This is a genomic window from Halolamina salina, from assembly GCF_042678005.1.
GTDB lineage: Archaea > Halobacteriota > Halobacteria > Halobacteriales > Haloferacaceae > Halolamina > Halolamina salina.
In genome coordinates, this window is sequence record NZ_JBHUDH010000008.1 from 40715 (window position 1) to 48048 (window position 7334).

At 69.0% G+C, this 7334-nt stretch carries 6 protein-coding genes; 4 read left to right on the forward strand and 2 right to left on the reverse strand.

Features of this window, described 5'->3' with window-relative positions; genetic code table 11:
• Both ACFR9S_RS01060 and ACFR9S_RS01065 read right to left on the reverse strand, forming a co-directional pair.
• Positions 1–923 (reverse strand): hypothetical protein (locus ACFR9S_RS01060; RefSeq protein ID WP_379817789.1); only part of this gene is annotated, 923 nt, incomplete at its 3' end.
• Positions 920–3091 carry a hypothetical protein gene (locus tag ACFR9S_RS01065; protein WP_379732071.1) on the reverse strand — a complete coding sequence of 724 codons (2172 nt, stop codon included), beginning with the start codon at positions 3089–3091 and terminating at the stop codon, positions 920–922. The genes ACFR9S_RS01065 and ACFR9S_RS01060, both read right to left, overlap by 4 nt.
• A 171-nt stretch (positions 3092–3262) precedes the next feature.
• Between ACFR9S_RS01065 and ACFR9S_RS01070 the strand changes: the two genes are divergently transcribed.
• The 4 genes from ACFR9S_RS01070 to ACFR9S_RS01085 form a co-directional block, all read left to right on the forward strand.
• Positions 3263–4426, forward strand: a complete 1164-nt coding sequence (locus ACFR9S_RS01070) for an FtsZ/tubulin family protein (RefSeq protein ID WP_379817791.1) — start codon at positions 3263–3265, stop codon at positions 4424–4426.
• Complete coding sequence (locus tag ACFR9S_RS01075) at positions 4423–4701, forward strand: hypothetical protein (RefSeq protein ID WP_379817793.1); 279 nt, start codon at positions 4423–4425, stop codon at positions 4699–4701. Before ACFR9S_RS01070 ends, ACFR9S_RS01075 begins: the two co-directional genes overlap by 4 nt.
• A 29-nt stretch (positions 4702–4730) precedes the next feature.
• Entirely contained in the window at positions 4731–5729 is a 999-nt protein-coding gene (locus ACFR9S_RS01080; protein WP_379817795.1) for a hypothetical protein, read from the forward strand.
• The coding region (locus ACFR9S_RS01085; RefSeq protein ID WP_379817797.1) for a hypothetical protein at positions 5726–7334 on the forward strand (1609 nt) is incomplete at its 3' end. The genes ACFR9S_RS01080 and ACFR9S_RS01085, both read left to right, overlap by 4 nt.

A 7334-nucleotide genomic window follows, 5' to 3' on the forward strand; every position in this document is an offset into this window, starting at 1 on the left:
ATCGACATCGACGTGCGGACCCACGAGGAGAACCCCGCGCCGGCGAGCGCCAACGGCGGCACGGAGAGCGTCGTCCCGACGACCGGCAGCCACCCGAGATCGAGCGTCACGGGACTCCCGCTCGCGGCGGGTCTCACCCCGGCGAGCAGCACCGCGGCCGCGAGACCGACGCCCACTCCGGCGAGCACCGATCTCACGAGCCCGCCTCCGCCGGAGTCGGCCTCGAACCCCAGCGACACGTCCCGCTGTCGGGTCTCGGCTTCGAGCTGTGTCGCGACTTCCGACGGGGGGCGCTCGTCGACGAGCTCGTCGACCCGACGGCCGATCCGCTCGCTGGGCGAGAGGTCCGACTCCAGATCGATCAGCTCCGGCCGGGCGTACCGGTCGGCGAGGTGGACGAACACGTCCGTCTCGACGTGCTCCGGCGGCTCCTGCGTTGAGATGACGAACACCCCGTCGCTCCCATCGTCGAGGAGTGACCGGAGGACCCCGACCGCGTTCGTCGGGTCGGGGACGCCGATCTCGACGCGCTCGCCGTCCCGGCGGCGCTCCCGGACCGACGAGAGCAGGTCGTCGTCGGGTGTCGGACCGGACGCCGGCCCCAGCGCCTCGAACAGCTGTCCGTTGAGGACGTCGGTGCGGACCCGCCAGCCCGACCGATCGTCGAACACCTCCCGAACGGCGTCGTGGTAGCCCCGAAGCGGATCGTCGCCGCGGGGGACGGTGACGACGCCGACGAGCGCCTCCGGGGCGTCGCGGTGTGCGGGGATGGCGCCGCGAACCGTCGCGTCCCCGCCGGTCGTGTCGACGACGAGGCTGACGCCGGCCTCGAAGTCCTGTCGGACCGCCGCCTCCTCGCCCGGGGGCGGCTGGCCGCCGACGATGCAGTTCCCGTTGGTCGCCGTGTAGATGCGACGGCTCATGCGTCCTCCTCGGTCGGCTCACCGTCTGTGGCGACGGACTCGTTCGTGGTTCGCTGCGTGTTGAGGCTCTCTCGCATGTTCTCCACCATCTCTTCGGACTTCGACAGCGACTCGCCGCCCGGCAGGTAGGACCGCCACGGGTACGTCCGGACCAGCGTCCGCCCCTCGATCCGGTCGATCAGCCGGTCGGCGCCTTGGAGGATGGGCCGACTCCCGGTCTTGATCCGCTCGCCCTGATCGTTCGACTCCACGTCGTACCAGAGGGGGTAGAGGAAGTCCTCCCGGGTTCGCTTCCTGAGCGACCGCCGGTAGCCGTCCCAGTTCTCCGGCACGTCCAGATACTGGGTTTCGATCCAGTCCGCGAACGTGGTGTACACGCCGTCCTCGTGGGGGAGCGACGGGTGGTTGGGGAGCGTCTCGCTGCTCAGGATCTCGGTGGGGTTCAGGCTGCTCGGCGTCGCGTTGTTCCCGACGTACGCCGTGTACGCGGCGGTGAAGTGTCGCTTGGCGTAGTCCGACATCGACGCGACCCAGACGAACGACTTCGCCCCACCGTTACACTGGTCGACGATCCCCTCGTACACCCTGCGGTACTCGCTGGAGGGGGTCCGTGCCGGCCGCCCCTCGATCACCAGCCGCACGTCGCCGAGGTCGGGGTGGTCGTACCGGGGGAGCTCATTGAGCACCTCGGGCGCCTCCTCGAGGATCGCCTCGAACTCCAGATCGTCCAGCGTGTCGTACCGCCCGACGAGGTCGCCCTCCGTGCTGTACACCTCGTACTGCCCGCCGGTCCGCCGAAGCCAGTAGGCGTCGGTGTGCTGTGGCATGTGGCCCGCCGCCGCGGCACGCTGGACGAAGTCGTCGAGGGGGACGGTGAAGAGGATCGTGTCGGCGCCGTCGACGAGCCGTGAGAGCGCGTTCGCCAGCGCCTCGGGCGGGACGGTCTCCTGGTAGGACAGCGACTCGGCGTTCTCGAGCACCCGCTGGGCCTCCTCCCACTGGTCGGTCGAGGAGAACGCCGACTGGAGCCGGCCCAGCGCGGCGTCGATCTTCAGCGCCGCGGGGGCCAGCACCGGCACGTCGACCTCGTTCTCGATGTACTCGTGGTCGAGTATCAGGTCGTGTCGTCCCTCCTGTCTGACCGCTTCGAGCTCCTCGTCGAGCGGGTTCCAGTTCGACCCGCCGGTGATGAGTTCGCCGGGGTAGTCGAGCGTCCCGATGACGACCTTCTTCCGGAAGAACCGCCGATCGGAGACGAACGGGATCTCGAGGAACCGGTACTGTCGGCCCCGGTCCACCTCGCGGAGCTGGTTCCGCGGCGGGAACTCGCCGTTCTCGATCCGGTCGCTGATCGACGTGTCGAACTCCCCCCCGCGGAGGATCGTGAGGCTGTTCTCCGTCTCGAGGTGGTTGTACAGCCCGCCCAGGATCGCGGTCTTCCCGCCCCGTGCAGGCCCGATCTGGACCGTCCTGATCTCGGACTCGTACTCGGTGAACTTCCAGAACGCGCCGAGCAGGATCGTGCTCCCGACGAGGTTCCCACCGAGCTGTTCGAGCCGGGTGGCCTCGATGGGGCCGCCGCCCAGCCCGAGCGACAGGTGCCCGTCGACGAGGCCGACGACGACCATGAGGAAGAGGATCCCCCACACCGCCAGCGGCGCTCGGTCGAACTCGTTCGGCGGGGTGCCGATCAGGTGGTCGCGGTCCCTGCGGAGCCACCCGATCAGCGGGATGCCCCCGATCTGGATGCCGGCGACGACGCCGATGACGAGCGACGACAGGATGAGCAGCGAGAAGTTCTCGATCAGCACGTCGAACAGCCGCCCCATGATCAGGAGCTGTGCGACCACGATGCCGATTCCGGCCCAGAGAACGATCGCCTGATACCGCTTGTACGTGTCGACGAACCAGACGAGCGACACCCCGGCGAACACGCCCAGCGGGAACGGGAGCACGAACAGGAAGCTCTCGCTCGGGAAGAACGTCCCGATCGTCCGGCCGATCAAGCGCACCGTCCGGAAGGCGATCCCGCGGCTCTCCCACGCCGGCAGCCAGAGGTTTTCGAGCAGGAACCACGCGACGACACCCACGATAGAGAGGTAGAGGATTCCGGAGACGAACTCGAGGAAAGAGGGGCTCCGGACCAGCTTCTTCAGGGAGTTCGCCATTGTACACCGGAGGGATATGTCGAGTGACAAAAAAAGTTGGCGTCGGCGAACTCGCGGAACTGCAACGTGGCGGCGGGACCGGATGGCGGTTCCTCCCCTGCGGCGCCCGGCGATCACCTCAATTTACGACAGTATTATATGTGGCTTGGATAATTACTCCCGAATGTATCAATGCCATACCTATTCGTGGGTGCGGGCCAGGCAGGGTGTGCCATCGTCGACGCGGTGTTCGACCACCAGCGTGTGGCCCAGCTCGCGACGCCAGTGGCGTTCAACTCCACTATACGGGATCTACAGAATCTCTCCAACATCGAGCGGGACGCGTGGTACGGGATCGCCGAAGGCGTCGGACTCGTACCGGGCGACACGGCCGGGTTCGAGGAGCAGGTCGCCGGTGGCTTCGGCCGCGATCCACGGAAGGCCGACGAGGTGATCGCCGATCAGGGGGAGGCGATCCGCGACGCCTACCGTGCACGGTTCGGGGAGGAGACCCCGCCGTACGCGTTCCTGTTTCTGGGGTTGGGTGGCGGAACGGGCTGTGGGATCGCGCCGCACTTGGCGGAGGCGCTCCACGAGTACGGCGAGGAGACGACACACGTCATCGCTGTCGGCGTTCTCCCGAACACCGCACGGGCGACTGAGGACGACGACGAGGTTCGCGCGACGCGGCAGGCGGCGAACACGATGTACGGCCTCGACCGGCTGGAGGAACACGTCGACGGGATGATCCTCGTCGACAACCAACGGCTCGCGTACGAGGACGCCGCCGAGGGGCGCTTCAACGAGTACAACGAGTACGTCGCCTCGGCCATCGTCGACCTCATCTCCGGGCCGATCCTCGAACGGATCGACCCGGGCAGCTACGAGGACCTCGACGCGCCGATCATCGACCTCCGGGACATCGTCACCTCCCTGCGGCTGCCGAACGAGGAGGTCGGCTACGCGGCGCTTGGCCGCTCGATCACGATGACGCGGACGCTGCCGGGCTATCTCCTGCCGTTCCTCGGCCGGAAGTCCGTCGACGGGGCGGCGCTCTCCCGGATCGCGGTGTCGAAGCGGAGCGTCGACGGGCTGGTCCCCGAGGAGACGCGCAAGGCGATCGGACAGATTCGTGCGCCGGCGCCGTACATCGTCGACGACGACTACCGCATTCAGGCGTCGGTGGTCCGGAACCTACTCGACTCCTACTGTCCGGAGGTCAACCTCGGGATGACGCTGACCGAGCGCAACTTGGCCTCGTTCACGACACTTCTCACGTACGCTCGCGAAGACATCGACCGCCTCCAGGAGATCGAAGAGGTCGCCGAAAGACACGAGGGGGGTGTGACGACGTGAGCCGCCGCCGTCTCCTCGGCGTCGTGGCCGTGGTCGTCCTCCTCGTCCTCGTCGCCACGGGGGCCGTGGTCACGCTCAGCGACGACGGGACCGGGAACCCGGAGACGATCGACGAGCTCGCCGCGGCGGCCGACCAGCAGCGCGAGGCGGCGGCCACCGCGGTCGGCGTGGCCGACAGCATCGTCATGCCGCTCGGGTTCGGGGCCGCGCTCGGCCTCGGCGTCGGCCTCCTCGGCGGTACGATCTACGCCTACCAGAACAGGGGGATGCGATGACACGAGCGCGATACTCGGCTTTCGTTCTCGTGGCCGTTCTCGTCGTCGCCGCGACCGCTGGCGTCGCGACCGCGGCGGCGTCGCCCGACGCCCCGTGTCAGGGAACGTCGGGCACCGAGGCACGGCTGTTCCTCGACACCGGCGAGCCGATCGAGGGTGATCAGGCGTACTACCCCGGCACGACGGTGACGATGTACGTCTGTCAGGACGGCGACAAACAGCAGTACCCGGCCGCGTGGGGGTTCGACGCGAGCGCGGTCGACGGCATCTCGATCGAGAGCGAACGCGAGTACAGCATCGTGTTCACGCTCGGGGGGACCGTCGAGTCGGTGACCCCGACGGCCGGCGTCGAGAACCGGCCCGACATCACCGGACCGACGATCCGGGTCCAGACCGGCTACCGGGCGGACTCCTCGATCGCCGACCGAACGATCCGGTTCCCGAGCGGGGACGCGAGCACCGAGTTCCGACGGGCGGAGGACGACTGGCAGGCGTCGATCGACCGGGTCGAGAACGCGTCGGTGGCGCTCACGAACGTCTCGGCGGACGCGACGAACTCCTCTGCGGTCCGGAGCGCCCTCGCGACGCTCAACGACAGCGACCTCTCGGCGACGACGACGGCGCTCCAGCGTAGCGTGATCCCGGCCGCACGCTCGGGCGACGGCGCCGCCGTCGCGACGGTGGTGGCGGAGTCGAACGACACGACCGCGGCCGTGCGGGCGGACGCTCGGGAGTCGCTACAGTCGTACTTGGAGACGGTCGAACAGCGCCGGAGCGCGGCGGTCCTCCGCGTTCGCCTGTTCGTCGGCGGGGGGCTGGTCGGCGGCCTCCTCGTCGGCGCCGTCGGCGGCTACGCCCTCTCGCGGCGGACCCTGAGCAAGATCGAGCGCGACCGCGGGGTGTCGACCGCGACGCAGTACAGCCCCAAGCAGGTCGCGCTCCCGCTCATCCTCGGGGTCCTCGCACTCGTCGCCGGCGTCGCCGTCGGTGCCCTCCAGTGGCCGACGCTCTTCGAGGTGATCCTATGAAACGACAGTACAGAGCGGCACTCGGTATCGCAGGTATCGTCCTCGCCACGACCGCACTCGGCGTGGCGGCGTTCCTCTACTTCGGTTCGACGCTCGGCGTGTACGCCGTCGGGATCGGCGCCCCGGTGGTGGTGGTCGTCGCGATCGGGCTCTACGTCCGCGGGACCGTCGCCCGCCGCAACACGACCGAGGGGGAGTTCACCAGAAGCATGGCCGAGTCGGTCGCCTCCTCGTTCCGCGAGGAGTTGGCTCGGCTCGACCGCCTCGACCGTGACTACCCTCGCTGGGGCGCGACGGAGGTCAAAACCGACGCGAAGCATCTCGCCGACAGCTTCGAGTCCGCCGGCATCGACGTCGACGTGGACGACGGCTCCTTCCGGATCGAGTCGGTCGAGGGCGTCCACAAACTGGAGGAACTCGACGACGACGTCGAGGCGTTCTCCGAGTCCGTGGCCGCCTCGTTCGCGGCGTTCGCCCGCGAGGAGGTCGACCGCTCCCGGGAGGCGGCCGACGAGGTTCAGTCTGAGTTCCTCGACGAAACGGACGATCCGTTCGAGTCGGTCTCCACGGCCGTCCCGGACGGCGATCCGCCCGAGGTTTCGGCGGCGGAACGCACGATCGAACGCAGCCGCGACGCGACGCGGGAGGTGTTCGACCGGGCGATCGACCGCATCGAACGGACCCTCGGCGAGTACGGCGGCGACCGCGCCAGCCTCCGGCAGCAGTTCGACTCGATCCGCGGCCACCTCGAGGTCGGCGAGTGGGAGAGCGCGACCGAGAAGCTCGAACGTGCACGCGAGCGCGTCGAGCGCTCGACGGCGGAGGAGTTCTCCGCCGACCGCGAGGCGCTCGTCTCCCTGCTCGACGCGATCGACGACGCGGAGATCGACCCGTACCTCACGGAGGACCAGCGGGACCGGATCGCCACGGTCCGCAGACAGCTCGAGGAGATGGAGTCGGCGCTCTCGACCGACCAGCTCGAATCCGCGTCGGCCGACGTGCGCCGCGTGGCGATCGACGTCGTCTCGACGCTCCGGTCGGACCTCGAAGCGGCCGACGACACCATCGAGAGCAGCGACGTGCCGTCGGAGTTCTACACCACGCCGGACGCGGTCTACACGGACTACGTCGAGGAGCTACGCTCGGCCGACGACCTCGGGGCGTTCACCCAGCGGTGGGAGGCGGCGACCGAGGAGCTGCTCGACGCGCTCGACGCCCGGGAGGGGAAGGCCGCGGTCGCCGACTCCTACGACATCGTGAGCGAGCGGATCGAGGAGGCCCTCCGGAAACAGGGTGAGGTCGCCGGCGACGACCTCCCGGTCAAGGAGCCTGAGCGGTTCTTCGAGCTGTACGCACAGGACGAGCCGGGCGTGACGTTCGACGAGCGACGCGGCGTGCTGGTCAGCGGCGGCAGCGGCGAGACGTACGATCTCGACGTGACGGCCGAGCTCTCGGACACCTCGGCGGCGGTCGACGAGGTCACCGTCGAACTCGACGGCGAGAACGCGACCGAGCGCGAGACGGCCGCGATCGGCACGTCGGCGACGGTGACGTTCGACGACGTGCCGTACGGCTCGTACACGGTGACGGCGAGCGTCCCGGCCG

What these genes read in the sequence shown, in the direction of transcription:
- ACFR9S_RS01065 (WP_379732071.1), bottom strand. Translation starts at nt 3,091, where the DNA reads ATGGCGAACTCCCTGAAGAAGCTGGTCCGGAGCCCCTCTTTCCTCGAG.
- ACFR9S_RS01070 (WP_379817791.1), top strand. Translation starts at nt 3,263, where the DNA reads ATGCCATACCTATTCGTGGGTGCGGGCCAGGCAGGGTGTGCCATCGTC.